At 43.2% G+C, this 1402-nt stretch carries 2 pseudogenes and 1 CRISPR repeat array; both pseudogenes read right to left on the minus strand.

The annotated features are described in order from the left end of the window. The first annotated feature begins 467 nt into the window (after nucleotides 1-467). Nucleotides 468-620: a CRISPR direct-repeat array (repeat unit 30 nt; unit sequence ACGGTTCATCCCCGTGGGCACGGGGAACGC). Between the two features lie 207 nt (nucleotides 621-827). Beyond that, nucleotides 828-1040, minus strand: a pseudogene (locus AEA42_RS21765) (IS3 family transposase); the annotation flags it as partial. A 90-nt stretch (nucleotides 1041-1130) separates the two neighbouring features. Next, nucleotides 1131-1402 (minus strand): annotated as a pseudogene (locus AEA42_RS07600) (IS5/IS1182 family transposase); the annotation flags it as partial.

Consider the following 1402-nt stretch of genomic DNA (forward strand, 5'->3'; position numbering starts at 1 on the left):
TCAATCAGTGCCTTAGAGGCCAGCATCAAGCTGTTTAATCGTTTTAGGTGAAGTTCTGGGCAGTATTGGTGTAAAGAATGTTGTAGGATATTGGCTTCGCGCATCTTGTTGTCCAAGTGTAGTTTTTGGCGAAACCATTTGATCATGCAACAAGATGCGCTTCCACCCTAATTTGATGATTTATTTGTAAATCATCAGGGGATTCTTCAGAGTATGGTCCGTTTCTTTGAATGAAACTGATTATTTTAAATTAACTCAAACATGTTAAGCATCTGAAGGAATTAATTATATTAGTTCAGACTGGAGTTGTTACCCAAATCCATCTTAGGTAAATTTTTTCCTAACAGGGTTCCTAGTATTAATTGGCCCTCTGGTGAACAGGCATACCTAGTCCTATGACTTTGTTCATCACTTGGTTTGATTGCGATTTATCCCCGTGGGCACGGGGAACGCTTGGTTTGCATTTTGACGGTTCATCCCCGTGGGCACGGGGAACGCCAAATCCCCATTATTAGCGAGTAGCGCTGATACGGTTCATCCCCGTGGGCACGGGGAACGCATACGGCACTCTCCCATAGTTGTTGAAGTGGACGGTTCATCCCCGTGGGCACGGGGAACGCGCAAACTTTACGTCCTCAAAGGGCGTTATTGCATAAGTTCAGGTTACTGTTCAACCAGTATATTCACAGTGAGTCAACAAAATAGATCTGCTATAGCTTGCTCTGCATGTAACGATGACTTGCAATATCAATATATAGTTGCAGGAACATCCGATAACTCCTCGTCAAGGTAGGCCATTTTATGGAGACCGTTTCACCTTGTACTGGTCAACCCAAACTAGACACTTTTAGTTGAGAATTTTCAAACTCTACAGCTGACAGATCGTCATTAGCAGAATGAAGTCTCTCCAAGTTGTAATATTTCATGTAAGCCGTTACATCTTGCTTCATAAACTACCTTGTTGGTTGAGCAACTTTAAAAATTCAATCGTGTTTCAAACTACCAAAGAAACGCTCAACAACTGCATTATTCCAACACGCAGAGGGCATTCGGCAATCTAGTTAGTTCATTTCCAGGCTTTGTTTCCTAAATCGATTCAGCGAACAAAGCCCCTCATAATCGTCTAAATATCAAACTACACGGTAAGTTACAGGCATGCCTAGCCCTGTAAGCTTGTTCAAAGCCCTAATCATCGCGTAAGCTTCTCCCACCTGACCGTTATAATTTCGCAGGCTCAATCTACCACCAAGTAATTGCTTTACCCTGTACATGGCAGTTTCTGAGATTGACCGCCGATGATAACCATACCGTTTTTTCCACTGCTTATTTGAACCATAAAGCTGTTGCCAACTGACCGCTAAGTTACGCGGATGTCCGTGTTCCCAGAGTGCAGCACCGTCCC

This window comes from Shewanella sp. Sh95, assembly GCF_001308045.1.
Lineage (GTDB): Bacteria > Pseudomonadota > Gammaproteobacteria > Enterobacterales > Shewanellaceae > Shewanella > Shewanella xiamenensis.